Origin of the sequence: Micromonospora sp. WMMA1996, assembly GCF_002573675.1 — a bacterium.
In the GTDB taxonomy this organism is placed as follows: domain Bacteria; phylum Actinomycetota; class Actinomycetes; order Mycobacteriales; family Micromonosporaceae; genus Micromonospora; species Micromonospora sediminicola.
Genome location: NZ_PDHU01000001.1, coordinates 1,234,261 through 1,259,781 on the forward strand (window position 1 = coordinate 1,234,261; position 25,521 = coordinate 1,259,781).

General features: G+C 73.3%; 22 protein-coding genes. 10 read left to right on the forward strand and 12 right to left on the reverse strand.

Features of this window, described 5'->3' with window-relative positions; all coding sequences use genetic code 11:
* Positions 1 to 57 precede the first annotated feature (57 nt).
* Together purF and COO58_RS06105 are read right to left on the reverse strand one after the other, a co-directional pair.
* The gene (gene purF, locus COO58_RS06100; RefSeq protein WP_098744131.1) at positions 58 to 1,575 is read right to left on the reverse strand and encodes an amidophosphoribosyltransferase; all 1,518 of its coding nucleotides are present in this window, start codon (positions 1,573 to 1,575) and stop codon (positions 58 to 60) included.
* A gap of 168 nt (positions 1,576 to 1,743) precedes the next feature.
* Complete coding sequence (locus tag COO58_RS06105; RefSeq protein WP_091576717.1) at positions 1,744 to 2,067, reverse strand: sterol carrier family protein; 324 nt, start codon at positions 2,065 to 2,067, stop codon at positions 1,744 to 1,746.
* Positions 2,068 to 2,296: 229 nt separating this feature from the next.
* Here COO58_RS06105 and COO58_RS06110 point away from each other — a divergent pair, with 229 nt between their 5' ends.
* Positions 2,297 to 4,546 carry a carboxypeptidase-like regulatory domain-containing protein gene (locus COO58_RS06110; protein WP_255292530.1) on the forward strand — a complete coding sequence of 750 codons (2,250 nt, stop codon included), beginning with the start codon at positions 2,297 to 2,299 and terminating at the stop codon, positions 4,544 to 4,546.
* A 190-nt stretch (positions 4,547 to 4,736) separates the two neighbouring features.
* On the opposite strand, the gene COO58_RS06115 is transcribed toward COO58_RS06110, so the two are convergent.
* The 4 genes from COO58_RS06115 to purS are packed head-to-tail and all read right to left on the reverse strand — an operon-like array spanning position 4,737 to position 9,273.
* Positions 4,737 to 5,534, reverse strand: coding sequence for a 2-phosphosulfolactate phosphatase (locus COO58_RS06115; RefSeq protein ID WP_176558749.1), 798 nt, complete (start codon positions 5,532 to 5,534; stop codon positions 4,737 to 4,739).
* The gene (gene purL, locus COO58_RS06120; RefSeq protein WP_255292531.1) at positions 5,497 to 8,286 is read right to left on the reverse strand and encodes a phosphoribosylformylglycinamidine synthase subunit PurL; all 2,790 of its coding nucleotides are present in this window, start codon (positions 8,284 to 8,286) and stop codon (positions 5,497 to 5,499) included. Before purL ends, COO58_RS06115 begins: the two co-directional genes overlap by 38 nt.
* A gap of 43 nt (positions 8,287 to 8,329) precedes the next feature.
* On the reverse strand, positions 8,330 to 9,013 hold the full coding sequence (purQ, locus tag COO58_RS06125) for a phosphoribosylformylglycinamidine synthase subunit PurQ (protein ID WP_091565722.1): 684 nt from the start codon (positions 9,011 to 9,013) through the stop codon (positions 8,330 to 8,332).
* On the reverse strand, positions 9,010 to 9,273 hold the full coding sequence (purS, locus tag COO58_RS06130; protein ID WP_091565725.1) for a phosphoribosylformylglycinamidine synthase subunit PurS: 264 nt from the start codon (positions 9,271 to 9,273) through the stop codon (positions 9,010 to 9,012). The genes purQ and purS overlap by 4 nt, the downstream gene beginning before the upstream one ends.
* 466 nt (positions 9,274 to 9,739) lie before the next feature.
* Here purS and COO58_RS06135 point away from each other — a divergent pair, with 466 nt between their 5' ends.
* Together COO58_RS06135 and COO58_RS06140 are read left to right on the forward strand one after the other, a co-directional pair.
* Positions 9,740 to 10,423, forward strand: coding sequence for a DUF1986 domain-containing protein (locus COO58_RS06135; RefSeq protein ID WP_091565730.1), 684 nt, complete (start codon positions 9,740 to 9,742; stop codon positions 10,421 to 10,423).
* 3 nt (positions 10,424 to 10,426) lie between these two features.
* Positions 10,427 to 11,011 (forward strand): YbjQ family protein, encoded by a 585-nt coding sequence (locus COO58_RS06140; protein ID WP_176558750.1) that lies wholly within the window; start codon positions 10,427 to 10,429, stop codon positions 11,009 to 11,011.
* Between the two features lie 96 nt (positions 11,012 to 11,107).
* Here the strand turns inward: COO58_RS06140 and purB are convergent, their stop codons facing one another.
* The 5 genes from purB to COO58_RS06165 form a co-directional block, all read right to left on the reverse strand.
* Complete coding sequence (purB, locus tag COO58_RS06145) at positions 11,108 to 12,532, reverse strand: adenylosuccinate lyase (RefSeq protein ID WP_098744133.1); 1,425 nt, start codon at positions 12,530 to 12,532, stop codon at positions 11,108 to 11,110.
* Between the two features lie 85 nt (positions 12,533 to 12,617).
* On the reverse strand, positions 12,618 to 13,364 hold the full coding sequence (locus COO58_RS06150; protein WP_098744134.1) for a hypothetical protein: 747 nt from the start codon (positions 13,362 to 13,364) through the stop codon (positions 12,618 to 12,620).
* A complete protein-coding gene (locus COO58_RS06155) occupies positions 13,361 to 13,876 on the reverse strand; it encodes a SigE family RNA polymerase sigma factor (protein ID WP_098744136.1) in 516 nt (171 codons plus the stop codon). The genes COO58_RS06150 and COO58_RS06155 overlap by 4 nt, the downstream gene beginning before the upstream one ends.
* A gap of 94 nt (positions 13,877 to 13,970) precedes the next feature.
* Positions 13,971 to 14,216, reverse strand: a complete 246-nt coding sequence (locus tag COO58_RS06160) for a hypothetical protein (protein WP_091565735.1) — start codon at positions 14,214 to 14,216, stop codon at positions 13,971 to 13,973.
* An 18-nt stretch (positions 14,217 to 14,234) separates the two neighbouring features.
* Positions 14,235 to 15,059 carry a TNT domain-containing protein gene (locus tag COO58_RS06165; RefSeq protein ID WP_141561864.1) on the reverse strand — a complete coding sequence of 275 codons (825 nt, stop codon included), beginning with the start codon at positions 15,057 to 15,059 and terminating at the stop codon, positions 14,235 to 14,237.
* Between the two features lie 214 nt (positions 15,060 to 15,273).
* On the opposite strand from COO58_RS06165, the gene COO58_RS06170 reads away from it, so the two are divergent.
* Positions 15,274 to 17,595 carry a PKD domain-containing protein gene (locus COO58_RS06170; protein ID WP_176558751.1) on the forward strand — a complete coding sequence of 774 codons (2,322 nt, stop codon included), beginning with the start codon at positions 15,274 to 15,276 and terminating at the stop codon, positions 17,593 to 17,595.
* A 54-nt stretch (positions 17,596 to 17,649) separates the two neighbouring features.
* Here the strand turns inward: COO58_RS06170 and COO58_RS06175 are convergent, their stop codons facing one another.
* The gene (locus tag COO58_RS06175; RefSeq protein WP_098744141.1) at positions 17,650 to 18,942 is read right to left on the reverse strand and encodes an acetyl-CoA C-acetyltransferase; all 1,293 of its coding nucleotides are present in this window, start codon (positions 18,940 to 18,942) and stop codon (positions 17,650 to 17,652) included.
* A 54-nt stretch (positions 18,943 to 18,996) separates the two neighbouring features.
* Here COO58_RS06175 and COO58_RS06180 point away from each other — a divergent pair, with 54 nt between their 5' ends.
* The 6 genes from COO58_RS06180 (at position 18,997) to COO58_RS06205 (ending at position 25,508) form a co-directional block, all read left to right on the forward strand.
* Entirely contained in the window at positions 18,997 to 20,352 is a 1,356-nt protein-coding gene (locus tag COO58_RS06180; RefSeq protein WP_098744142.1) for a 3-oxoacyl-ACP reductase, read from the forward strand.
* On the forward strand, positions 20,352 to 21,470 hold the full coding sequence (locus COO58_RS06185) for a MaoC/PaaZ C-terminal domain-containing protein (protein ID WP_255292685.1): 1,119 nt from the start codon (positions 20,352 to 20,354) through the stop codon (positions 21,468 to 21,470). The genes COO58_RS06180 and COO58_RS06185 overlap by 1 nt, the downstream gene beginning before the upstream one ends.
* Before the next feature lie 85 nt (positions 21,471 to 21,555).
* Positions 21,556 to 22,308 carry an NUDIX domain-containing protein gene (locus COO58_RS06190; RefSeq protein ID WP_091576731.1) on the forward strand — a complete coding sequence of 251 codons (753 nt, stop codon included), beginning with the start codon at positions 21,556 to 21,558 and terminating at the stop codon, positions 22,306 to 22,308.
* Positions 22,305 to 23,282, forward strand: coding sequence for a protein kinase family protein (locus COO58_RS06195; RefSeq protein ID WP_098744143.1), 978 nt, complete (start codon positions 22,305 to 22,307; stop codon positions 23,280 to 23,282). Before COO58_RS06190 ends, COO58_RS06195 begins: the two co-directional genes overlap by 4 nt.
* Before the next feature lie 10 nt (positions 23,283 to 23,292).
* Complete coding sequence (locus COO58_RS06200; protein WP_098744145.1) at positions 23,293 to 24,252, forward strand: hypothetical protein; 960 nt, start codon at positions 23,293 to 23,295, stop codon at positions 24,250 to 24,252.
* Positions 24,249 to 25,508, forward strand: coding sequence for an adenylosuccinate synthetase (locus COO58_RS06205; protein ID WP_098744146.1), 1,260 nt, complete (start codon positions 24,249 to 24,251; stop codon positions 25,506 to 25,508). Before COO58_RS06200 ends, COO58_RS06205 begins: the two co-directional genes overlap by 4 nt.
* Positions 25,509 to 25,521: the final 13 nt, after the last annotated feature.

Consider the following 25,521-nt stretch of genomic DNA (forward strand, 5'->3'; position numbering starts at 1 on the left):
GGTTCTCCCCTTTGTGGTTCCCGCGGGACCGGAGCGGCCGGACCCGCGTCGGTGGTGCTACGGGTGGTGGGTCGGTGTGGCGACGAGCGGGACGGTGGGCTCGACCGCCTCGGCGGCGACCCGGCGACCCACTCCCTCGAGCACGTGCTTGCCGATCAGATTCCCGGCCGGCAGTTCGATCGGGTACTCCCCATCGAAGCACGCCCGGCAGAGCCGCGTCTTCGGCTGCTCGGTCGCGGCGATGAGACCGGGCAGGGACACGTAGCCCAGCGTGTCGGCGCCGATCGAGCGCCGGATGCCCTCGTTGTCCAGCCCGTTGGCCAGCAGTTCGGCCCGGGTGGCGAAGTCGATGCCGTAGAAACAGGGCCAGCTCACCGGCGGCGACGAGATCCGGACGTGGACCTCCAGCGCCCCCGCCTCGCGCAGCAGCCGGACGATGGCCCGCTGCGTGGTGCCCCGGACGATCGAGTCGTCCACCACCACCAGCCGCTTGCCGCGCACGTTCTGCCGCAGCGGGTTCAGCTTGAGCCGGACACCGAGCGCGCGCAGCGTCTGCGAGGGCTGGATGAAGGTGCGCCCCACGTACGGGTTCTTCATCAGACCCTGGCCGTAGGTGATGCCGGACTCCTCGGCGTAGCCGATGGCCGCCGGGGTGCCCGACTCCGGCACGGGGATCACCAGGTCGGCCTCGACCGGGTGCTCCTTGGCGAGCTGCCGGCCGATCTGCACCCGGGCGGCGTGCACGTTGCGGCCGGCGATGGTGGCGTCCGGCCGGGCGATGTACACGTACTCGAAGAGGCAGCCCTTGGGCTCCGGCGCGGCGAACCGGCTGGAGCGCAGCCCGTTCTCGTCGATCGCGATCAGCTCGCCCGGCTCCACCTCGCGCACCACGCTCGCGCCGACGATGTCCAGCGCGGCGGTCTCGCTCGCCACCACCCAGCCGCGCTCCAGCCGGCCGAGGACCAGCGGGCGCACGCCGTGCGCGTCGCGCGCCGCGTAGAGCGTCGACTCGTCCATGAAGACGAAGCTGAACGCGCCCCGCAGCTGCGGCAGCACCTCCATCGCCGCCGCCTCGACCGAGAGGTCGGGCTGGCTGGCCAGCAGCATGGTGACCAGCGAGGTGTCGTTGGTCGAGCCGTCGGAGTCGACGCCCCGGGCGGACACCTCGCGCCGCAGCTCGGCGGTGTTGACCAGGTTGCCGTTGTGGGCCAGCGCGATCGTCGTGCCGGCGGTGGTGGCCCGGATCGTCGGCTGGGCGTTCTCCCAGGTCGAGCCGCCGGTGGTCGAGTAGCGCGCGTGCCCGATGGCGACGTGCCCGCGCAGGCTCGCCAGGGTCGGCTCGTCGAACACCTGGGCGACCAGCCCGAGGTCCTTGTAGACCACCACGCCGGAGCCGTCGCTGACCGCGATGCCCGCGGCCTCCTGGCCCCGGTGCTGGAGGGCGTAGAGCCCGAAGTAGGTGAGGTTGGCGACCTCTTCCCCGGGCGCCCAGACGCCGAAGACGCCGCACGCGTCCTGGGGGCCGGGTCGCTGGGGGTCAAGGTCGTGGCTCAGCCGGCCATCGCCTCGGGGCACCTGCCGCTCCCTCATGGTGGGGGTCTGGACTGGCCTGGCGGAGTCGGGGGGCAGCTCCGCACCGTGGGCCGGGACCGTCGTCGGGCACCAGTGTACGCGAACAGGAGTCGACACCGACAGTCACGAACCGTCCGCCGAGCGTGACGTCGTTCGGCGGCGTCGGCCCGCCTAAATCGGGAGGTACGCGGAGAGGTCGGCCCGGATCCCGGAGACCCGTACGCGACCCTCGGTGACCGCCTCCGCCCAGCCGAGGCGTCCGGTGGCGACCGCCAGCCAGGTCGCCGGGTCCATCTCCACCACGTTCGGCGGGGTGCCGCGGGTGTGTCGCGGACCGGTCACGCACTGCACCGCGCCGTAGGGTGGGACACGCACCTCCACCGATCGGCCGGGGGCGCGCTCCGCAAGGGCGGCCAAGAGCGTCCGGACCGCCTCCCGGAGCACCGGCCGTTCGGGCGTACGCCCCTCGTCCAGCGCCGTCAGGGCGGCTGACACCACGTCGGAATAAGCGTGCGGAGAGGACACGACGGGACGATACGACCCGGCAGAAGGCCGCACGACGCCGGCCCTGGGTAGAGATGATCCGGTCAGACAAGGCATAGTTGCCGACGGCGTATTTCGTACCGTGAGTGATCAACCCGGCCGGAGCGGCCAGCGGGGAGATCAGACCCGGAAGGCGGTGGACGTGTCAACACACCGACGTGCCTGGAAGCATCGGGCCGGTGTGGTCGTAGCGCTGGTCTTCGGCGCCCTGCTCGCCGTCCCCGCCACACCCGCCCTCGCGGCCAGCGTCAGCGTGTCGCCCGGATCGGTCACGGTCAACGCCGGCAGCGACACGACGGTCAGCGTTCAGGTCACGCCGGAGGGTGAGGACCAGAGCGCCCAGATCAGCGTGACCGGCTTGCCGTCCGGCGTCAGTTGCGCCTCCGGATGCGGCCAGATCAATTTCGCCCCCGGTAATCCCCGGCCGAAGATCCAGCTTCTCACCATCCGCGCCAACGACAGCGCGCAGGACGCCAACACCTCCGTCACCGTGCAGGTGCAGCCCGACAAGTCCGACCCGGCGACCGGCAACTTCCAGTTGGCGGTCAAGGGCAAGGCCGCACCGCCGCAGCAGCCGCAGACCGTGAAGACGGTCTCCGGCAAGGTGGTCAACTCCGACGGGGAGCCGATCTCCGGCGCGCTCGTCATGCTGCGCGACAGTTCCGGCAACCAGCGCCAGACGACCACGAACGGCAGCGGCAACTTCAGCTTCAGCGGCTCCTCCTCGAACCCGATCCTGCCGGGCCGGATCGACCTCGGCGCGTCCATCCAGGGCGCCGCGCCGAGCGCCAAGTCGATCAACGCGGCCGCCGGCCAGTCCGTGACCGGTCTCCGGCTCGGCATCGCGGTCAAGGCCTCGGCGAGCCCGAGCGCCACCCCGTCGGCCAGCGAGTCGGCCCTCCCGTCCGAGGAGCCGACCGGGGACGAGGTCACCGACACCCCGGCCACCGAGGCGCCCGCCGCCCAGCAGCCGACCGCGAACGAGGACTCCGGCGGCTTCAGCTCCTGGCTGCTGATCCTGCTCGGCGGGCTGTTCGTGGCCGTCGGCGTGGGCACCATCGTGCTGCTCTACATGCGGCGCAAGAACGACGACGGTGACGGCGACGGCGACGGCCCGGGTGGGCCGACCGGTCCCGGCGGTCCGGGTGGGGCCGCCATGGCCGGCGCGGTTCCCGCGGCCCGGGGCGCCTACCGGGGCGCCGACGACCAGACCCGCGTGGTCAACGGCATGGGCGCCGGGCCCGCTCCGACGGCGGTCGGCGGCGCGGCGATCAGCGACGCTCCCACCATGCTGCAGCGGCCGGTCGTGGACGACGTCCCGCCGGACCCGTACGGCGCACCGCCCGGACCCGCCTACGGCGTCGGGGCGGGGCAGGGTGGCTACGGCTACGGCGACGAGGCGCCCGGGCAGGGCGGCTACGGCGGGGCCAACGGCTACGGCAACGCGCCCTCCTCGGGCGGCGGCTACGGCAACGGCCCGTCCTCCGGTGCCGGCTACGCCGCCGGCGCCGGTGCCTACCCGCCGGCCCAGGGCGGCGGCTACGGCAACGAGCGTTTCGACGAGCCCACCGGCCGTTACACCGGTGACAGCACCCAGTACGCGCCGCCGGCCGACCCGTACCCGACCAGCACCTACCAGCCGGAGCAGGGTCGGGGTTACGACCAGGCCGGCCCGGGCCAGTACGGCCGCGGCCCGGAGCAGGGCGACGGCTACGGCGCCGGTGGCGGTTACGGCGCCGCGTCGGGCGGCTACGACAACGGTCCGGCCGGGAGCTACGACAACGGCCGTCAGCAGGGCGGATACGGCGACGTACCCACCGGCGGCTACACCGGCGCTCCGGGCGGCTACGGCGATGCCCCGGCGGGCGGTTACGGCGACGACCCGGGTTACGCCGGCCGACCGGCGGGCGGCTACGGTGCCGCCCCGGTGAGCGGTCACGGCGCCGCCCCGACCGGTGGTCACGGCACCGCCTCGGTGGGCGGCTACGGCGACAACCCGGCCGGCGGTTACGACAAGGCCCCCGCCGGCGGCTACGAGGGTGGCCGAACCCCGGGCGGCTACGGTGACGCGCCGGCCGGCGGCTACGGCGACAACCCCGCCGGCGGCTACGGCGACAACCCGGGCGGCGGCTATGACGGCCGGCAGCAGGGCGGCTACGAGAGCGGCCCGGCCGGCGGCGGTTACGGCTCCGGCTACGACGGCGGCCACCAGCAGGGCGGTTACGACCAGCAGGGCGGCTACGACCAGCGCGGCGGATACGGCGACGGCTACGGCCAGCAGGGCGGCTACGGCCAGGAGCCGCCGCAGCAGCGCGGTGGCGGCTACGACAACCAGGGCGGCTACCACAACGACCCGGCCCAGGCCGGTCGCGCCCGCCCGGACGGCGCGTCGGAGCGGGGCGGTCGTCGCCTCGACTGGCTGGACGACTGACCCGCACCCCGCACGACCGACAGTGGCCGCCCGCTCCGCGGGCGGCCACTGTCGTCAGTCCCGCTGCCACGCCCGACCAGTCGCCGATCTTGGAGTTGTGGCACCTACCAAACCGGGCCAGATCCGCCATCCTGGGCACCACAACCCCAAGATCGACGGGAACGCGGGGCGGGGCGAGCGGGCGTGGGGATCAGGCGGGGGCGAAGAAGTTCTGGCGGAGCACCGGTACGACGTCGGAGACGCCGACCTCGGTGGCCACCGCGACGTCCCCGGCGAAGCCGCCCTCGGCCAGTTCCCGGCCGGAGACGCAACCCCGGACCGCCGCCGGCACGTCCGGGGTGCTGGCCAGCGCGGCCAGCGCCATCGCCGCCTCCACCGAAAGCCCACCGGGCACGCCGGCCAGGGCGTCCAGCACGCAGGCGGCCCCGAGCTGGTCCTCCACACAGGGGCGCAGTGACCCGTCGGGCCAGCGTTCCCCGGCGGCCACCACGCCGATCGGGGCGTCGTTCGTGCCGTACCCCTGATCGCGCAGCCATCGCCCGACGGCGCGCGCGTTACGCAGGCATGCCGCGACCACCGGGATGCCGGTGGCGCTCGCCGCGGCGCTGATCGCCGAGCCGTTGGGCGACGGCAGCACCAGGTCGGCGACGACCGGTGCGGTCTGCAGCGCCGCCGGGGAGAGCGACCACGGATGTTCCGCTGTCGTCCTCCGGCGGCCCACCGCGGCGACCGCGCCGACCCGGCGGGCGTACTCGGCGGCCTGCTCGCCCCAGGGGAACGGGTGCACCCGCATACCGCGGCTCACCGCCACCTCCACGGTGGTGGTGAACGAGAGCACGTCCACCACCACCAGGGCGGCGCAGACCCGGCCGAGTTCCGCGGCCCCGGTCAGTCCCCAGTCGAACCGGGCACCGGCACCGGGTTGGGCGAAGACCGCCAGGGCCAGGGCCTCAGCGCTGGTCCGGCGCGGATCGCTGGCCCGGCTCATCGGAGGCCGTGTCGGTGTCGTCCGGCGCGGCCGCCGGGGCGACGCCCTCCGGGTCGTCCGTCGACGTGCGGTCGCCCTCGACGGTCGAGCCGCCGTCGGTCGGGGACCCGGCAGCCGCCGTCACCTGCCGCGACGGGTCGTCCGCCGCAGCGGACCCGGTCCCGTCCTCGGCCGGAGTCGACCCGCTCGGCGCGGTGACGGCTCCCGCCAGGGCTTCCGCGCCCGGCGACGGGGCGGCCGTCTCCGGGCCGTGCTCGGCGATCGGCTCGGCGGCGACCTGCGCCGGGTCCACCCCGACCGGCTGCTCGGCGGTCGCCGGCAGCACGGTGGTGGTGCCGGTACGGGTCGCGGCCACCTCCACCCGGGGCGCCTCCGCGTCACCGAAGAGGCGCGGCAGCGTGGCGGCGTGCGCCTCGCGCAGCTCGTCCAGGCCGATCCGGAACTGGCCGTGCACCTCCAGGACGCCGCCGGTCGGGTCGGTCACGCCGATGAACTCCCACGGCACCCCGCGCTCGCCGCAGAGGGCGGTGAACGCCTTCTCGTGACCGCGCGGCACCGACACCAGCACCCGGCCGGTGGACTCGCTGAACAGGAACACGAACGGCATCGAGCCGTCGGCGAAGTGCTCCGGCAGCGCGATCCGGGCCCCGACGCCCCGACGCAGGCTCGACTCGACCAGGCTCTGGGCCAGGCCGCCGTCGGAGAGGTCGTGCGCCGAGCTGAGGTGCCCGACCCGGGCCGCCTCGGCCAGCAGCTCGGCGAGCTGCCGCTCGCGGGCCAGGTCGACCTGCGGCGGGATGCCGCCGAGGTGCTCGTGGGTCACCCAGGCCCACTCCGAGCCGGACAGCTCGACGTGCGTCTCGCCGAGCAGGAAGAGCTGGTCGTGGTCCCCGGCCGGCCGCGGCACGAAGCCCATCGGCACCCGCTCGGCGACGTCGTCCAGCACGCCCAGCACGCCGACCACCGGGGTGGGGTGGATGGCCGCCGCGCCGGTCTGGTTGTAGAAGCTGACGTTGCCGCCGGTGACCGGGATGCCCAGCTCCAGGCAGCCGTCCGCCAGGCCGCGCACGGCCTCGGCGAACTGCCACATCACGCCCGGGTCCTCCGGCGAGCCGAAGTTGAGGCAGTTGGTCACCGCGATCGGCTTCGCGCCGGTCACCGCCACGTTCCGGTACGCCTCGGCGAGCGCCAGCTTCGTCCCCTGGTACGGGTCGAGGCGCGCGTACCGGCCGTTGCCGTCGACCGAGAGGGCGACGCCGAGGCCGCTGCGCTCGTCGATCCGGATCACGCCGGAGTCCTCCGGCTGGGCGAGCACGGTGTTGCCCAGCACGTAGCGGTCGTACTGCTCGGTCACCCAGGTCTTGTCGGCCAGGTTGGGCGACGCGATCATGCGCAGCACGGTCTCCCGCAGCGCGTCCGGGGTGCTCGGTCGGGGCAGCGTCTCGGCCCGGTCCGCCTGGAGCAGGATCAGGTCGGCCGGCTCCCGCATCGGCCGGGCGTAGACCGGACCGTCGTCGACCAGCGAGCCCGGCGGCACGTCGACCACGAGCTGGTCGCGCCAGGTGATGACCAGGCGGCCCGGCTGGCCGTCCGGCGACGGCGCGGTGACCTCGCCGATGGCGGTGGCCCACACGCCCCACTTCTCGGCGGTCTTGAGCACCGCCTCCAGCTTCTCCGGCGTGACGACCAGCAGCATCCGCTCCTGGGACTCGCTGGCCAGGATCTCGTGCGGCTCCATCGAGGGCTCCCGCAGCGGGACCCGCTCCAGCCAGACCCGCATGCCGGTGCCGGCGGAGGCGGCGGTCTCGGTGAGGGCGCAGGTCAGGCCGGCGCCGCCGAGGTCCTGGATGCCGACGACCAGCTCGGCGTCGTACAGCTCCAGGCACGCCTCGATGAGCAGCTTCTCCATGAACGGGTCGCCCACCTGCACGGACGGGCGGCGCTGCTCGCTGCCCTCGTCGAAGGTGGCGCTGGCCAGCACGGACACGCCGCCGATGCCGTCGCGGCCGGTCTTGGCGCCCATCAGCACCACGACGTTGCCGGGGCCGGTGGCGTCCTTCTTCTGCAGCCGGTCGACCGGCAGCACGCCCAGGCAGAGCGCGTTGACCAGCGGGTTGCCCTGGTAGCAGGGGTCGAAGACCACCTCGCCGCCGATGTTGGGCAGGCCGAGGCAGTTGCCGTAGCCGCCGACGCCGGCGACCACGCCGGGCAGCACCCGGGCGGTGTCCGGGTGGTCGGCCGCGCCGAAGCGCAGCGGGTCCATCACGGCCACCGGGCGGGCGCCCATGGCGAGGATGTCGCGGACGATGCCGCCGACGCCGGTCGCCGCGCCCTGGTAGGGCTCGACGAAGCTCGGGTGGTTGTGCGACTCGACCTTGAAGGTCACGGCCAGCTCGTCGGAGACCCGGACCACGCCGGCGTTCTCCCCGATGCCGGCCAGCAGCCGGTCGCTCGGCGGCGCCTTCTCACCGAACTGGCGCAGGTGCACCTTGCTCGACTTGTAGGAGCAGTGCTCGCTCCACATGATCGAGTACATGGCCAGTTCGGCCTGGGTGGGGCGCCGGCCGAGGATGTGCCGGATCCGGTCGTACTCGTCGTCGCGGAGGCCCAGCTCGGCGTACGGCTGGAGTTCCTCCGGCGTGCCGGTGGCCCGGGGGACGGTGTCCACGCCGGGCGCCCAGTCGTCGGTCGGGCCGGCCTGGGGCACGACGCCCTGCGGCCCGCGCAGGGTCGGGTCCGGATGGGTGGTCATGACGTCTCCTTGCTGCGCTCGCCGGCGCTCGCGCTCCTCGCGCTCACGCGGGCGCTCCCACCAGGTGCTTGAGCACCGAGGTGAAGAAGCCGAGGCCGTCCAGCGAGGGGCCGGTGAGCGCCTCCACCGCGTGCTCGGGGTGCGGCATGATGCCGACCACGTTGCCGGCCTCGTTGGTGATCGCGGCGATGTCGCGCTGCGATCCGTTGGGGTTGCCGCCGACGTACCGGGCCACGACGCGGCCCTCGGCCTCCAGCCGGTCCAGCGTCGCCGGGTCGGCGACGTAGCAGCCCTCGCCGTTCTTGACCGGGATCAGCACCTCCTGCCCCGGCTGGAACGCGTTGGTCCAGGCGGTGCCGGTGGCCTCGATCCGGAGGACCTGGTCCCGGTTGCGGAAGTGCAGGTGCTGGTTGCGGGTGAGCGCGCCGGGCAGCAGGTGGGCCTCGCAGAGGATCTGGAAGCCGTTGCAGATGCCGAGCACCGGCAGGCCACCACGGGCGGCCTCGACGACCGTCTCCATCACCGGGGCGAACCGGGCGATGGCGCCGCAGCGCAGGTAGTCGCCGTAGGAGAAGCCGCCGGGCAGGACGACGGCGTCCACCCCGTGCAGGTCCGGGTCGCCGTGCCAGAGCCGGACCGGCTCGGCGCCGGCGATCCGGACGGCCCGGGCCGCGTCCCCGTCGTCGAGCGAGCCGGGGAACGTCACCACACCGACCCGGGCGGTCACGAGTGCGCGCCCGCGGTCTCGTCGGCGTCGACCACGCGGACCGTGAAGTCCTCGATGACCGGGTTGGCGAGCAGTTTGTCGGCGATCTCGCGGGCCCGGTCCAGGTCCGGTTCGCCGGTGAACTCGATCTCGATCCGCCTGCCGATCCGGACGGAGGCGACGTCACTGACGCCGAGCCGGGGCAGCGCGTTTGCGACGGCCTGGCCCTGCGGATCGAGGATCTCGGGCTTGAGCATGACGTCGACGACGACGCGAGGCACTGGGCACTCCTGACTGTGTACGCAGTTGGGTGCCGGCCCACAAACGGGCGAGCGCAGCCAGCCTACCTGGCAGATATCGCCCCGCCCGCACCGGCCGGGGACAGTTCGGGCGGTGATTGGCGGGACCGACCGCCCGGGCCGGAGACCGTTGCGCGTTCGTTGCGGCGTCGATACGGATTTGTTGCCAACCCCAAGGTCAACAGCCGTCCAGAACGCCTTTCACCAGGCATTCTGCCCTCAATGACGGGGCGACGGGACCGGTTTCCGACAGCCGGTCCGACACGCCGTCGAGACGGGCCCAGCCATCGGCGTATCTCGATTCATGTCTTGTGACAGAGCACGGCACGCCCGTAGCATGCATCGTCAGACGTCGATGCTACTGATCGACGCACCTCGCCGGGCCACCCGTCCGGCGGGCCCCGACCGGCCCGGCAACCCCGGGCGTCCGCGCAGAAGGAGCCCCGACATGCGCCTCCGTCCCCTGCTCGCCGTGCTGACCACCACGCTGGCCGGCGTCCTGGCCACCGCGTCCGGCGCCACCGCCGCGCCGGCCGGGCCGCAGCCGATCATCGGCGGCGGCACCGTCTCGTCCGCCCCCTGGGCCGCGGCCGTCTTCAGCAACGGCTCGTTCACCTGCTCCGGCAGTGTGATCGCGTCCCAGTGGGTGCTCACCGCCCGGCACTGCGTCAGCGGCACCATGTCGGTCCGGGTCGGCAGCGTCTACTACGCCTCCGGCGGCGTCACCCGCACCGTGAGCGCCTCCTACACCCGCTACGACCTGGCCCTGCTGCGCCTGTCCAGCGCGGTCAGCACCTCCGCCGTGACGCTGGCCAGCAGCAACCCGCCGGTCGGCTCGACCAACTCGATCTACGGCTGGGGCATGACCTGCTACAGCGGCTGCGGCGCGTCGCCCCAGCTCAAGACCGCGAGCGTACGGGTGACCAGCACCAGCGTCACCGACGCGTACGGCGGGCAGGCGATCCGGAGCACCCGGATCAACGGCAACGCCTGGCGGGGCGACTCGGGCGGCCCGCAGTTCTACAACGGCCGGCAGGTCGGCGTGGCCTCCACGGCCGACGGCTCCAGCATCCAGAACTACGGCAGTGTCGCGTACAACCGGTCCTGGATCACCTCGGTGGCCGGTGTCTGACCGATGACGCCGTTGCGGCGCGGATGGGTCGGGAGCCGCCCGACCGTCCGCGCCGCGCCGTTTTGCAGCATCCGGTCAGGTGAACACCTGTCGCGAACCACCCGGCCGGTGCCTGACAGCATCGGAACCGTGCTGGTCGTGACGACGGATCAACTGCCCGGCTACGAGATCCGCCAGATCCTCGGCGAAGTGGTCTCCTCGATGGCGAGGACCCGCAACCCGTACCGCGAGGGGGTCAAGAACCTGCGCGGTGGCGCCTACGACCCGATGGCGCCGGACAACCTCACCCGCTGGCGCACCGACTCGGTGGCCCGGCTGGGCGAGGAGGCGCAGCGGCTCGGCGCGAACGCGGTGATCGGGATGCGCTTCGACAGCCGCGACTGCGGCGAGATGTGGATGGAGATCTGCGCCTACGGCACGGCGGTGATCGTCGCGCCCAAGATGCCCGACGTCATGCCGCCGGACCAGCCGATGATCGCGGCCGAGACCGCCCACGACCCGGAGATCGCCTCCGCGCCCGGCGGCATCGCCGAACCCGCGAGCGCCCCCAACCTGAGTTCCGCCGCCGAAACCCCCACCGGCACCTGACCCACCCGTCCGCCGCGTCGATCATGAAGTTGACGGCAGGAACGATCTCCCTGAGTGCCGCCAACTTCATGATCGACGGGAAAGGGCGGGCCGAGGTCAGAGGATGGGGGGTGGGGAGTAGGTGGCGGCGTGGGGGTGGGTTTCGACGATCTTGGTGATTCTCGCGGTCACGCGGGTGACCTGGTCGGGGGCGGCGCCGACGAAGGCGTTGCGGTCGGCGACCAGGGAGTCGATCTCGGCCCGGGTCAGACCCAGGCGGCCGTCGGCGGCGAGGCGGTCGAACAGGTCGTTCTCGGCCGCGCCCTTCTCCCGCATGGCCAGCGCGACGGCGACCGCGTGCTCCTTGATCACCTCGTGCGCGACCTCCCGGCCCACCCCCCGGCGTACGGCCGCGACCAGGATCTTCGTGGTGGCGAGGAACGGCAGGAACCGCTCCAGCTCGCGGTTGATCACCGCCGGGTAGGGGCCGAACTCGTCCAGCACGGTGAGGAACGTCTGGAACAGGCCGTCGGCGGCGAAGAACGCGTCCGGCAGCGCCACCCGGCGCACCACCGAGCAGGAGACGTCCCCCTCGTTCCACTGGTCACCGGCCAACTCGCCGACCATGGACAGGTAACCCCGGATGATCACCGCGAAGCCGTTGACCCGCTCCGACGAGCGGGTGTTCATCTTGTGCGGCATCGCGCTGGACCCGACCTGGCCCGGCTTGAAGCCCTCGGTGACCAGCTCCTGGCCCACCATCAGCCGGATCGTGGTGGCCAGCGACGACGGCGCTGCGGCCACCTGGGCCAACGCGGAGAGCACGTCGAAGTCCAGCGAGCGCGGGTAGACCTGGCCGACGCTGTCCAGCACCCGGGCGAACCCGAGGTGCCCGGCCACCCGCTGCTCCAGCTCGGCGACCTTGCCGGCGTCGCCGTCGAACAGGTCGAGCTGGTCGGCGGCGGTGCCCACCGGCCCCTTGATCCCCCGCAGCGGGTAGCGGCCGATCAGATCCTCCAGCCGCTCGTACGCGATCAGCAGCTCCTCCGCCGCCGACGCGAAGCGCTTGCCGAGCGTGGTGGCCTGCGCGGCGACGTTGTGCGACCGGCCGGTCATCACCAGCGCGGAATACTCGCCCGCGTGCCAGCCGAGCCGGGCCAGGGTGGCGACCACCCGGTCCCGGATCAGCTCCAGCGAGGCCCGGACCTGGAGCTGCTCGACGTTCTCGGTGAGGTCCCGGGAGGTCATCCCCTTGTGCACGTGCTCGTGCCCGGCGAGCGCGCTGAACTCCTCGATCCGGGCCTTCACGTCGTGCCGGGTGACCCGCTCGCGCGCCGCGATCGAGGCCAGGTCGACGTCGTCGACCACCCGCTCGTACGCCTCGACCACCCCGTCCGGCACCGGCACGCCGAGGTCACGCTGGGCCTTGAGCACCGCCAGCCAGAGCCGGCGCTCCATCCGGACCTTCTCCTCCGGCGACCAGAGGGCGACCAGCTCGGGTGAGGCGTACCGGTTGGCGAGCACGTTCGGGATCGTCGTCACGTACCTCAGTCTTTCACGTCACCCGGGCGTGCCTCGGCGACGCCGGTCCCGGTCCGGCCACCGGGGGGCCGGACCGGTGGCAGCGTCAGCCCAGCCGGATCGCCGGGTCCAGTGCGACCCCGGCCATCTCCTCGACTGCCATCAGGTGCCGGTCGGTGGACGAGTGCGTCTGCACCGACACGTTGGTGCCGTCGGCCCGCTCGACGGTAACGCTGCGCAGGACCGTCCGTTGGGTCACCGACCCCACCAGGCGCCTGCCCTCCGTGTCGTGGGCCACCACCAGCTCACCCGCGGGGCCGGTGAAGGACCGGCAAGTGACCTGGCCGGGGGTGCAGTCGCCCGGGCTCGTGTGGCCGGGGCGCATCCTGCCCACGCCGATGGTCAGATACGACCGGACCTCGCCCCGAGCGGCGACACCCACCGCCGACCAGCCGGTCATGGACTCCCACTGGAACGGCTTCACCGTCCACGGCGGCGTGTCGGTGACCGGACCGTCCCAGGTCTCGCGGTCGGCGATCGACGCGCCCTGCACCCACCGCAGATCCGGTGCCTCCCGGTGGAACGCGGCGAGCATCGCCGCACGCAGGCGCTCCGGCTCGGTCCGGGCGGTGGCGGACAGCGCGGCCGAGTGCGCGGGCGCCGGACCACCGGACGCCCCCGGCTGCACGACCACGCCGACGCCGAGCGCCAGTGCCAGCACGGCTGTCGCCGAGGCGTAAACGCTCAGGCGTCGCCGTCGGCGCCGGCCCTCCCGCGCCACCAGGGCGTCGATGTCCACCGCCGGCGGCGGTGCCGCCCCGATCGCCTCGTCGAAGATCTGCCGGTACGTCATCTCTGCCTCCCACTGTCCATTGCCGGATCGTCCGAGGCGAGCAGCCGCAGCGACTCCAGCGCACGGGCGGCCTGACTCTTCACGGTGCCGGTGGTGACGCCCAGGATCCGCGCGGTCTCCTCGACCGACAGGTCGCAGTAGAAGCGGAGCACCACCACCGCCCGTCGCCTCGGCGCGAGCCGGCCCAGTAGGTCCAGCAGCATCTCCCGCTCACCGACCGTCGGCTCCCCGGTGGCCAGGTCCGCCCGGTCCGGAAGCTCGTCGGTGCTGCGCTCCCGCCGCCACGGCCGGCGCCGTTCGTCGAGCCAGGCGTTGGTGAGCATGCCCCGGACGTACGCGTCCAGGTTGTCCGCGCCCTGAGCCCGCCGCCAGTTGCGATAGAGCTTGCCCAACGTGATCGATACCAGGTCGTCCGCCGTGTGCCAGTCTCGGCAGAGCAGGTACGCCATGCGGCGCAGCGGCTCCAACCGGACGGCCACGTACTCGCGGAACTCGTCGTCGCGGCCGGTCACCGGGGGCAATCCCTCGTTCGCCTCATGTCCAGGGGACGGCGCGGGCCGGCGACAGGGTTGCCACCCGGGGAAAAGGGACCACCCGCAGGGGCGCTCAGGGCGCCGGGTGCTCGGCCAGGATGTGGAACAGCGCGTCGGCCGCCTCCGCCTCGGAGGCGTACCGCCGCCACAGCCGGTACCGGCCGCGCTCGTAGGGGCCGATCTCCCAACCGCCGTCACCGGGTCGGAGGAACCAGAAGTCGGGCGGGACCGGTTGGTACTCGTGCGCGTCCGCCAGCTGGAAGGCGTCGGGTGACACCCCCGCGGCCAGCAGTGCGGTGCGCAACTCGTACCGGTCCACGCCCGACCTCCGATCGGCTCAGCAGATCTGCGACGACTGCGCCCACCCGGCCGGGTCGGTGCAGAGGCCGTCCAGGTACTCCTCCACGAGGAACCCGTGGTCGAGCAGCCACTGCACGTTCACCGGGTCCGACGCCTGCGGGAAGTAGGCCTGGTTCAGCTCGAACTGGGTGCCCATGCCGGGCTGGGCGAACCAGGGCGCGATCGGCCCGGAGTCCACCGGGAACGGCTTGACCACGCAGTACGTGTGGTAGTTGGCCAGCGGGGCGAGCGGCGTGGTGGCCGGTGGCGTCGGCGGGGTGTTCAGACTCTGCGGCGCCAGTGAGCGCGAGCTGAACGGGGTGCCGAGCGGCGCCAGGAAGGCGCCGGTCGGGTTGCCGAAGCGGTCCACCCGGTAGCCGGGCAGCAGGACCTGCCGGGCCTTGATCGGCGCGCCGTGCGGGTCCAAGACGAAGCCGTCCTCCGGCGGGAACAGCAGGGTGGTCGGTCCGCTGGTCCAGTTCTTCAGCCATTCGGCCTCGGTCTGCGCGCCGAGCCGTTGGTAGCCGGCGAGCAGCGGCCCGACGGGTGACGCGGTGGGCAGGTTGAGCGGGCCGAGCAGCCGGTTGTTGTCGTAGAACTGGGTGGTCTGCGGGGCGGTCGGCGGCACCCTGGGCGCGCAGAGGCTCGGGGTGACCGGCCCGGGTTGCGGACCGGCCGGCGTGACACCGGCGGCCCGTTCGTCGACCACCGTGGCGGTCTGGGCCAGCGCCGCCGAGGGCCCGAGGGCGGACAGCGCGGGCCCGGGGGCCAGCGTCAGGGCCGCGCCGGAGAGCGCGGCCAACAACCAACGGCGAGTTTTCACCGTGAACCTCCTGTGATGGCGTGGATCCGTCACCGCCATCCTGAGAGGTTCTCACCATAAACGTGAGATTTTGACCGGTTAGCTACCTGTTAGGGGTGTCGTGACGCTGATGCGCTTCTCGTCCGGTGCGCCGGTCGGGACGGTGGCGCAGCGCCCGCCGGACGATGATCGTGCCGGCCCCATCCGGGTCGTTCACTCTCTCCGGGGATTCCAGATGCGCAGACCCACCCTCGCCGGACTCGCCGTGGCGGCGCTCGCCGGCGGCTCCCTGCTGACGCCCGCCGCACCCGCCCGGGCCGCGGACGCGACCACCCTCTACGTCCGCCAGACCTCCACCGCGTGCTCCGACACCGGGCCCGGCACCTCGACCCAGCCGTTCTGCTCCATCGGTCCCGCGGTGGCGCGGGTCGAGGCCGGGCAGACCGTCGACGTCGGCGCGGGCACCTACGCGGAGCGCGTCACTGTGTCCCGTTCCGGCACGCCCGACCAGCCGATCACCATCCGGAACACCGCCAGCAGCAACGGCCGGATCAGCGGGCCGACGGCCGGCGTGCTGGTCGACGGTCAGCACGACGTCGTGCTCCGTGACCTGGTGATGACCAAGCTCGCCGACGTGCCCGGCGTCGACCTGCGAGACTCCACCGCCGTCACCGTGCAGGGCGGATCGTTCACCATGACCGGCCCGTCCGCCACACCGGTCGTCCGACTGGCGGGGGTCACCCGGTCGACTCTCGACCGGGTCAGGGTCAACGGTGGCACGTCGGTCAACGGGGTGGCGCTCGACGCCTCGACGACGGATGTCACGGTCCGAGCCGCGGTCGTGATCAGCAACGCGGGCGACAACGGGCCCGAGCGCGGCGTCGGGATCCGGGTCGACGGGCCGGGGAACGAGGTGTCCGGAGCGCTCATGGGTGGTTTCACGGGCGCCGCCATCCTGCTCGGACCGGGCGCCGCCGACACGATGGTCGTCAACAACCAGGTGTCCGGCGGCAAGGGCATCGGGATCCACAACAACGGGGCCGCCCGGACCGCGATAACCAACAACGAGGTCCGGGACCGCTGCTTCGAGAGCATCCGCGTGGACGGTTCATCGGACGGCGCATCCGTGCAGAACAACGTCGTGTTCAGCAGCGGCTCCCAGAATGAGCCCTACTGCGACACCACGGCCGAGAGGACCGCCGAGATCGGACTGTACGACGACTCCGGCCGGCGGGTGACAGTGGATTACAACAACACCGTGCACGGCGGTCTCATCCCGGGCTCGTCGAACTACTCCTGGAACGGGACCGGGATGGGTCTGGCCGGCTTCCGGCAGGTGTCCGGGCAGGCCGCTCACGACAAGGAGGGCAGCACGGTCGCCGACCGGGAGGACTCGGCGAACTCCGCCGCGCCCGGCTACCCGGCCACGGATCGCACCGGAGCGGGCCGGGCGGACAACCCGGCCAGGCCCAACACCGGCGCTGGTCCGATCACCTACGCCGACCGCGGCCCCAACGAGCTTCTCGGCAGCCCGTACGCCACGCTCGACATCAGGTACGACCCGGACTCCTCCTCGGCCACCCTGGACGCCTCCGCGTCGACGCCGGGCTACGTCCCGCTGACCACGTACGTGTTCGACTTCGGCGACGGAACGGTGGTGACCCAGGACAAGCCGGTCGCCTCGCACACCTACGCTAGGACCGGGACCTGGACCGTCTCGGTGAAGGTCTCGGGCAACGACGGTCGGGTCGGCGCCTCCCAGGACCTGCTCGTCAGCGTGCTGCCGCGCGTCGGGTCGATCGGGCTGCTGTCGCTGTACAACCTGCGCTTCGCGGACGCGGCCACGGTCTATTCGCACGTGCAGGCCGACCAGGCGACGCTGGGCGCGGGCGGCCAGTTCGACCTGATGGACGCGGGGGACGGGCGGGTCGCGCTCTTCTCGCGCGCCACCGGCAAGTATCTGATCAACGGGGGCGACCGGATCGAGCCGCTCTACCCGGCGGTCAGCTCGAACTCGACATTCGATCTGCTCCGCAACGCCGACGGCACGGTAAGCCTCAGGTCGGACGGCGGCGGCTACGTCGGTGTCTCGTCGAGCACCGTGCTGACCACGCTCGCGTCCACCATCACCAGCCGGGAGAAGTTCTACCGGGTCAACGTCGCCGACGCGAACCGCACCCTGAAGGCCGCCGTCAACGGCAGGTACGTCAGCGCGGAGAGCGCCGGCGCCAAGCCGCTGATCGCCAACCGGACCACCGCCGGCCCGTGGGAGACGTTCGACCTGGCCGACCTCGGGTCGGGGCAGGTCGGCGTCTTCGCGCACGCCAACAGCCGCTTCGTCTGCGCGGACAACGTCGGCCTCAACCCGCTCATCGCGAACCGCACCAGCGCGGGCGCCTGGGAGAAGTTCACCGTGACCCGCAACGCGGACGGCACCACCAGCCTCCGGGCCACGGTGAACAGCCGCTACGTCAGCGCCGACAACGTCGGCACCAACCCGCTCATCGCGAACCGCACCACGATCGGCCTCTGGGAGAAGTTCACCGTCGGCGGCTGAGACGTTCCCGACGCACGACGCCCGCCCGGCCCGAGCCGGGCGGGCGTCGCCCGTTCAGCGCTCCAGGATGGCGGTCACGCCCTGCCCGCCGGCCGCGCAGATGGAGATCAGGCCGCGCCCGCTCCCCTTGGCGTCGAGCAGCTTGGCCAGCGTGGCGACGATCCGGCCGCCGGTGGCGGCGAACGGGTGCCCGGCCGCCAGCGACGAGCCGTTGACGTTGAGCTTGTCCCGGTCGATCGAGCCGAGCGGCGCGTCCAGGCCGAGGCGCTCCTTGCAGAACTCCGGCGACTCCCAGGCCGCGAGGGTGGCCAGCACCTGCGACGCGAACGCCTCGTGGATCTCGTAGAAGTCGAAGTCCTGAAGCGTCAGCCCGGCCCGGGACAGCATCCGGGGCACCGCGTAGGCGGGGGCCATCAGCAGCCCCTCGTCGCCGTGCACGAAGTCGACGGCGGCCGTCTCGGACCAGGAGAACCAGGCCAGTACCGGCAGGTTGTGCTCCCGCGCCCACTCCTCCGAGGCGAGCAGCACGGTCGACGCGCCGTCGGTGAGCGGGGACGAGTTGCCGGCGGTCATGGTGGCCCGCTCGGCGTCCGGGCCCTTGGCGCCGAAGACCGGCTTGAGCGAGCCGAGCTTCTCCGCGCTGGTGTCCGCGCGGAGGTTCTGGTCGCGGGTCAACCCCAGGTAGGGGGTCATCAGGTCGTCGAAGAACCCCTTGTCGTACGCGGCCGCGAGCCGCTGGTGCGACCGGAGCGCCAACTCGTCCTGGGCGGCCCGGTCGATGTTCCAGCGCAGCGCCGTGCGGGCGGCGTGCTCACCCATGGACAGCCCGGTACGCGGCTCGGCGTTGCGCGGGATCTCCGGCTGGAACGGCTGGAGCGGGCGCAGCTTCGCCGCGATCCTGAGCCGTTCGCCGAGGGTCCGGGCCGAGTTGAGCTGGATCAGCGTGCGGCGCATGTCCTCGTTGACCGCGAGCGGCGCGTCGGAGGTGGTGTCGACGCCACCGGCGACGCCGGCGTCGATCTGCCCGAGGGCGATCTTGTTGGCGACCAGGATGGCGGCCTCCAGTCCGGTGCCGCAGGCCTGCTGGACGTCGTACGCCGGGGTGTGCGGGTCCAGGCGGGAGCCGAGCACCACCTCCCGGGTGAGGTTGAAGTCCCGGGAGTGCTTGAGCACCGCGCCGGCCACCACCTCGCCGAGCCGTTCGCCGGCCAGCCCGAACCGGGCGACCAGCCCGTCGAGCGCCGCGCCCAGCATGTCGGCGTTCGACGCGTGCGCGTAGCGCGAGTTGGACCGGGCGAAGGGGATGCGGTTGCCGCCGATCACCGCGACCCGCCGGACACTCTGCACGATCGGCCTCCTCGAAGCTGTTGCCCGAACCCTACTCGCCAGTAGGCTACGCCTATGACCGACAGGTACGCGAGCTTCGTCCAGACGGGGGCCGGTCGCGCGCTGGTCAAGCGCCTCGGGCTGCCCGACCCGCCCCGACTGCGCCGGCACACGCCGGGCGACCCGCTCGTTCCCGGGCCGGTCCTGCTCGGCTCCTCGACCGGCGGCCGGCTCGCCGAGCCGGCCGGCAAGATCCTGGCCGCCGCCGGGGTCGAGCTGACCGACCCGGCCGCCACCACCGCCGACAGCCGTTCCGCCGCCCTGGTGTACGACGCCAGCGGCATCACCGACTCCGCCGAGCTGCGCCAGCTCTACGACTTCTTCCACCCGCAGGCCCGATCGGTGCTGCCCAGCGGCCGGGTGATCGTGCTGGGCACGCCGCCGGCCGAGTGCGGCTCACCCCGGGAGGCGACCGCCCAGCGCGCCCTGGAGGGGCTGACCCGCAGCATCGGCAAGGAGTTCGGCCGGGGTGTCACCGCCCAGCTCGTGTACGTCACCCGCGACGGCGACGCCGGCACCCTGGTGAGCCTGGAGTCCACGCTGCGCTTCCTGCTCTCCGGCCGCTCCGCGTACGTCTCGGGCCAGGTGATCCGGGTCGGCGCCGGCGCCGCCGCCGCGCCGGCCGACTGGAATCGGCCGCTGGACGGGCAGGTCGTGCTGGTCACCGGCGCGGCCCGGGGCATCGGCGCGGCGCTGGCGACGGTGCTCGCCCGGGACGGCGCGCAGGTGGTGGCGCTGGACATCCCGGCGGCCGGCGACGAACTGGCGGCGGTGGCCAACGGAATCGGCGGCAGCGCGGTGCAGCTCGACCTGACCGCGCCGGACGCGCCGGCCCGGCTGGCCGAGCACCTGGCGTCCCGGCACGGCCGGGTCGACGTGGTGGTGCACAACGCCGGTATCACCCGGGACAAGACGCTCGGCCGGATGGACGCCGACCGGTGGGACTCGGTGATCGACGTGAACCTGTCCAGCCAGGAGCGGATCAACGACGTGCTGCTGGAGCGCGACCTGATCCCGGCCGGCGGCCGGATCGTGTCGGTCTCCTCGATCGCCGGGATCGCCGGCAACCGGGGGCAGACCAACTACGCGACCAGCAAGGCCGGCGTGATCGGCCTGGTCGACTCGCTCTCCCCGGTGCTGCGCGAGCGCGGGATCAGCCTGAACGCGGTCGCGCCCGGGTTCATCGAGACCCGGTTGACCGCGCGCATCCCGCTGATGATCCGCGAGGCGGGGCGGCGGATGAACAGCCTGGCCCAGGGCGGCCTGCCGGTGGACGTGGCCGAGACGATCGGCTGGCTCTCCTGGCCGGCGACCGGCGCGGTCAGCGGCAACGTGGTCCGGGTCTGCGGCCAGAGCCTGCTGGGGGCGTGATGGCGTCCCGCGACCACGAGCCCGACGACCTCACCCTGCACGACCTGATCGAGGGCCCCACCCAGGACCTCACCTCCGCCCGGTCGGCCCTGGCCGCGCGCACTCCCCAGGCCGAGGCAACCCAGGACCTCTCCGCACTCGTCCCACCCCGCCCCGTCGATCATGAGGTTGACGGCACTTCCGGAGATCCACAACGCCGCCAACTTCATGATCGACCGGGTGGGAGCCCGGGTGGGAGCCCGGGTGGGGGGCAGGGGGAGCGGGCGCGTGTCGAGCTGGGGCGGCTGCCGGGGGCGGGGGCGCTCTATCGGCGGGCCCTGCTGGGGGCGCTGCCCGGCATGGGTCGTCGGCGGGGGCGGGAGCTGCCCGCTCTGGAGCTGAGTGTGGCCGGGGTGACGGTGGACCGGGCGCACCTGGCCGACTACGACCGGGTCTGCGGTTTCCGGCTGGCCGACCGGCTGCCGGCGACGTACCTGCACGTGCTCGGGTTTCCGCTGTCACTGCGGCTGATGACCGCCGCCGACTTCCCGATCCCGCTCACCGGCGTGGTGCACGTGGCCAACCGGATCACCGTGGCCCGCCCGGTCCGGGTGGGCGAGAGCGTCGACTTCCGCACGTACGCGGAGAACCTGCGCCCGCACGAACGCGGCCGGCAGCTCGACGTGGTGCTGGTCGGCTCGGTCGACGGCGAGGAGGTGTGGCGGGGGGTGTCGACGTACCTCGGGAAGGAGCGCGCGGCCGGCGGCGGCCCGCGGCGCGACCGGGGCGACCGGCCCGCGCCGCCGGCCTTCTCCGCGCAGTGGCGGGTGACGCCCCGGGTCGGCACGGACTACGCGCGCGTCTCCGGCGATCACAACCCGATCCACACCTCGAAGCTGGGCGCGCGACTGTTCGGTTTCCCGCGTCCGATCGCGCACGGCATGTGGAGCAAGGCCCGCTGCCTGGCGGCGTTGGAGAGTCGGCTGCCCGACGCGTACACCGTGGATGTGGCGTTCAAGCTGCCGGTGCCGCTGCCGTCCACTGTGGCGTTCGGTGCGACCGCCGGCGGCGCGGGCTGGGACTTCGGGCTGCACGGCGCACGGGACGGACGGCCGCACCTGGTCGGCACCGTCCGCTGAGGAAAGAGGGGGCTTGTCGGCCCCCTCTTTCGCGCGCTACGTTGTTCTCAGATTGAGTTGTTCTCAACCCGAGAGAGTGAGCGCCGTGAACGAGCAGGACTTCCTCGCCGGATACGACCCCCGGGACTACCCGGCGGTCGCGGTCACCGTCGACGTGGTCGCGCTGACCATCCGCGAGGGCGCGCTGCACCTGCTGCTGATCCGGCGCGGCGCGCCGCCGTACGCGGGGCACTGGGCGCTGCCCGGCGGCTTCGTCCACCCGGACGAGGACCTCACCGCCGGCGCCCGGCGCGAGCTGGCCGAGGAGACCGGGCTCGGCGGCGACCGGCTGCGCCGGGTGCACCTGGAACAGCTCGGCAGCTACGGCGCCCCCGACCGCGACCCCCGCATGCGGGTGGTGTCGATCGCCCACCTGGCGTTCGCCCCCGACCTGCCCGACCCGGTGGCCGACACCGACGCCGACGAGGCGAGCTGGCTGCCGGTCACCGCGCTGACCAGCCGACAGCTCGCCTTCGACCACGGCCGGATCATCGACGACGGGCTGGAGCGGGCCCGGTCCAAGCTGGAGTACACGCCCCTGGCCACCCGGTTCCTCGCCCCCGAGTTCACGATCACCGAGCTGCGCGCGGTCTACGAGACGGTCTGGGGCCACCCGCTGCACGCCGGCAACTTCCACCGCAAGGTGCTCTCCGTGCCCGGCTTCGTGGAGAGCACCGGCGCCAGCACCGAACGCGGCGGCGCGCGCGGCGGCCCCCGCGCCAAGCTCTACCGCGCCGGCGACGCCCGGCTGCTCCACCCGGCGCTGCTGCGCCCCGCCCGGGAGGAGACGGTGCGATGACCACCGAGGAGGCGATCCGGCTGGTCACCGCCGCCCGCAGTCACACCGACCTGTTCGGCGCCGAGGCGCCGGCCCGTCGCTACCGCGAGCTGGTCGGCGCGCTGCACCCCGACCGGCTGGGCGCGGCCGACCCCCGGGTCCGCGCCGCCGCCACCGCCGCCCTGACCACGGTCACGACCCGCTGGCGCAACCCCGAGGCGTACGCCGGCGACATCGCCACCCTGCACCGCAAGGAAGGGCCCCTTCTTAACGCCTCCGGTAGAGGAGGGGCCCCTTCTTGTCACCTGATCAAGGTGCCCCGGCACCCCGGCGACAACGACCTGATGGCGCGCGAGGCGCGGGCGTTGCGGCGGATCGCCGAGCGCGGCGACGCACGCCACCTGGCCTACGTGCCCCGGCTGGTCGACTCCTACCCGGTGCGTGACCCGTCGACCGGAGCGGAACGGCTGGTCAACGTGCTGGCCACCCCGCCCGGGCTGCACAGCCTGGAGGACGTGCGCCGGGCGTACCCGGACGGGGTCGACCCGCGCGACGCGGCCTGGATGTGGCGGCGGCTGCTCGTGGCGCTCGGCCTGGCCCACCGGGCCGGCGTGGTGCACGGCGCGGTGCTGCCCCGGCACGTGCTGATCGAGCCGGACGCGCACGGCGTGGTGCTCGTGGACTGGTGTTTCTCGGCCGAGCCGGGCGGGCTCGTGCCGGCGCTGGTGCCCGGCCAGGAGGACTGGTATCCGCCGGAGGTCGCCGCGAAGCGGCAGTGCGGTCCGGGCACCGACATCGCGCTGGCCACCCGCTGCATGACCTGGCTGATGGGCGACCGCGCCCCGCACGAGCTGCGCGCCTTCGCCGACGGCTGCCGGCAGCCCACGCCGTCCGCCCGACCCGACGACGCCTGGCGGCTGCTGCGCGAACTGGACGAGGTGCTGCACCGGCTCTACGGGCCGCGCACCTTCCGACCCTTCACCCTCAACCCCTAGGGAGGCTGCCATGGGCAGTGGAATCTGGTCCACCGACGTGTACGACGCCGCCGACCGTTACCGGCGCCGCACCGGCAGGAGTGCGTTCTCGTACAGCGACAGCGGCGCCCGCACGGTGCACCCGGCGCTCGACCCGCGCGACGCGGCGCGGGAGAGCCGCGACTCGGCCGAGCACCCGCGGTCGACGCCGATCGCCGTGCTGTTCGACGTCACCGGCTCGATGGGCCACGTGCCCCGGGTGTTGCAGAGCAAGCTGCCGCAGCTGCTCGGCCTGCTGCTGCGCCAGGGGTACGCGAAGGACCCGCAGGTCATGTTCGGCGCGATCGGCGACGCCACGTGCGACCGGGTGCCGTTGCAGGTCGGGCAGTTCGAGTCCGACAACCGGATGGACGACGACCTCGGCCGGATCGTGCTGGAGGGCGGCGGGGGCGGCCAGATGATGGAGTCGTACGAGCTGGCGCTCTATTTCATGGCCCGGCACACGGCCACCGACAGCTGGGAGAAGCGTGGCCGGCGCGGCTACCTGTTCATCATCGGCGACGAGTTGGCGTACCCCCGGGTGAAGGCCGGCGAGGTGGCCCGGCTGATCGGCGACGACCTGCGCGAGGACGTGCCGGTCCGGCAGATCGTGGACGAGGTGACCGCCCGCTGGGACACCTACTACCTGCTACCCGCCGGCAGCCACTACGCCGGCAACCGCAAGGTGCTCGACTTCTGGCGCGGCCTGCTCGGGCAGAACGCGGTCGAGCTGGACGACCTGGACGCGGTCTGCGAGACGATCGCGCTCACCGTCGGCCTCGGCGAGCAGGCCATCGACCTGGACGACGGGCTGCGCGACCTGGACCGGGCCGGCTCGACCGCCACCCGCACGGTCTCCCGGGCGCTGGCCCGGCTCGGCTCCGGCCGACGGGCGGTGGCCACGCTGCCGTTCACCCCGACCGACGGTGGAAGCGGGGTCACCCGGCTGTGAACCACGTGACGGTGGTCGACCTCGGCTACGGCGACGCCGGCAAGGGCACGGTCGTCGACCTGCTCTGCGCCACCCGGCCGGTGCACACGGTGGTCCGGTTCAACGGGGGCGCGCAGGCGGCGCACAACGTCGTCCTGCGCGACGGGCGGGCGCACACGTTCGCCCAGTTCGGGGCCGGCACGTTCCGCCCCGGCGTACGGACCCACCTGGCCCGGCACGTCGTGGTGGACCCGCTGGCGCTGGCCGCCGAGGCCGACCACCTCGCGGCGGTCGGGGTGCCCGACGCGCTCGACCGACTGACCGTGGACGGGGAGGCGCTGCTGGCCACCCCGTACCACCGGGCCGCCAATCGGGCCCGGGAGATCGCCCGGGGAGCCGACCGGCACGGCTCCTGCGGGCTCGGGGTGGGCGAGGCGGTCGCGTACGGCCTCGCCCACCCCGCCGAGGCGCCCCGGGTGGCGGACTGCCGCCACCCGGCGGTGCTGCGCCGTCGGCTGGCCGCGCTGCGCGACCGGCTCATCGCCGAGCTGGGGCGGCTGGACGCGCCGCCGGTGGACGACTGCCTGCCCGCGTACGCCGCGTTCGCCGACCGGGTGGCGATCGTCGACCGGAGCTGGCTCGCCGGGGCGCTGCGCGAGGGCACCTGCGTGTTCGAGGGCGCGCAGGGGGTGCTGCTGGACGAGTGGCACGGATTCCACCCGTACACCACGTGGAGCACCACGACGTTCGCCAACGCGGAGACGCTGCTCGCCGAGGCGGGGATGGCCGGCACCGCGCAGCGGCTCGGGGTGCTGCGGGTGACCACCACCCGGCACGGCCCGGGGCCGCTGGTCACCGAGGACCCGGCGCTGCCGTTCACCGACCCGCGCAATCCGACCAACCCGTGGCAGGGCCGGTTCCGGTTCGGGCACTTCGACGCGGTCGCCCACCGGTACGCCCTCGACGTGACCGGCGGCGTGGACGGGCTGGCGCTGACCCACCTCGACCTGGCCGGCCGCGAGCTGCGGATCTGCCGCCGCTACGAGGGGGTCGACCGGCTCGTCCCCGGGCCGGCCGGTGACCTGGGACGGCAGGCGGCGTTGACGGCCCGGCTGATGCGGGCCCGGCCGGTGTTGGACGAGGCGCCGGACGACTGGCCGGCGGCCGTCTCGGAGGCGCTCGGCGCGCCCGTGGTGCTCACCTCGCACGGCCCCACCGCCGAGGAGAAGGAAGGGGCCCTTGTTAACGCCTTTTGTATAGGAAGGGCCCCCGCTTAACACCGCAGCGCCG